The organism is Streptomyces marokkonensis, assembly GCF_008312835.1.
Taxonomy (GTDB): Bacteria; Actinomycetota; Actinomycetes; order Streptomycetales; family Streptomycetaceae; genus Streptomyces; species Streptomyces marokkonensis_A.
In genome coordinates this window covers 1-1,114 of sequence record NZ_VSKS01000064.1, presented here as the reverse complement: position 1 = coordinate 1,114, position 1,114 = coordinate 1, and the positions used below count along the sequence as shown (strand labels likewise).

At 42.4% G+C, this 1,114-nt stretch carries 2 protein-coding genes; both read right to left on the bottom strand.

The genetic code is table 11. From position 1 onward, the window contains the following. Complete coding sequence (aph(3')-IIIa, locus tag F1615_RS35415; RefSeq protein WP_001096887.1) at nucleotides 1-795, bottom strand: aminoglycoside O-phosphotransferase APH(3')-IIIa; 795 nt, start codon at nucleotides 793-795, stop codon at nucleotides 1-3. A 92-nt stretch (nucleotides 796-887) separates the two neighbouring features. Continuing rightward, on the bottom strand, nucleotides 888-1,114 hold a 227-nt coding region (locus F1615_RS35410), incomplete at its 5' end, for a GNAT family N-acetyltransferase (RefSeq protein WP_149553132.1).

The following is a 1,114-nucleotide window of genomic DNA, read 5'->3' as shown; positions in this document are numbered from 1 at the left end:
CTAAAACAATTCATCCAGTAAAATATAATATTTTATTTTCTCCCAATCAGGCTTGATCCCCAGTAAGTCAAAAAATAGCTCGACATACTGTTCTTCCCCGATATCCTCCCTGATCGACCGGACGCAGAAGGCAATGTCATACCACTTGTCCGCCCTGCCGCTTCTCCCAAGATCAATAAAGCCACTTACTTTGCCATCTTTCACAAAGATGTTGCTGTCTCCCAGGTCGCCGTGGGAAAAGACAAGTTCCTCTTCGGGCTTTTCCGTCTTTAAAAAATCATACAGCTCGCGCGGATCTTTAAATGGAGTGTCTTCTTCCCAGTTTTCGCAATCCACATCGGCCAGATCGTTATTCAGTAAGTAATCCAATTCGGCTAAGCGGCTGTCTAAGCTATTCGTATAGGGACAATCCGATATGTCGATGGAGTGAAAGAGCCTGATGCACTCCGCATACAGCTCGATAATCTTTTCAGGGCTTTGTTCATCTTCATACTCTTCCGAGCAAAGGACGCCATCGGCCTCACTCATGAGCAGATTGCTCCAGCCATCATGCCGTTCAAAGTGCAGGACCTTTGGAACAGGCAGCTTTCCTTCCAGCCATAGCATCATGTCCTTTTCCCGTTCCACATCATAGGTGGTCCCTTTATACCGGCTGTCCGTCATTTTTAAATATAGGTTTTCATTTTCTCCCACCAGCTTATATACCTTAGCAGGAGACATTCCTTCCGTATCTTTTACGCAGCGGTATTTTTCGATCAGTTTTTTCAATTCCGGTGATATTCTCATTTTAGCCATTTATTATTTCCTTCCTCTTTTCTACAGTATTTAAAGATACCCCAAGAAGCTAATTATAACAAGACGAACTCCAATTCACTGTTCCTTGCATTCTAAAACCTTAAATACCAGAAAACAGCTTTTTCAAAGTTGTTTTCAAAGTTGGCGTATAACATAGTATCGACGGAGCCGATTTTGAAACCACAATTATGATAGAATTTACAAGCTATAAGGTTATTGTCCTGGGTTTCAAGCATTAGTCCATGCAAGTTTTTATGCTTTGCCCATTCTATAGATATATTGATAAGCGCGCTGCCTATGCCTTGCCCCCTGAAATCCT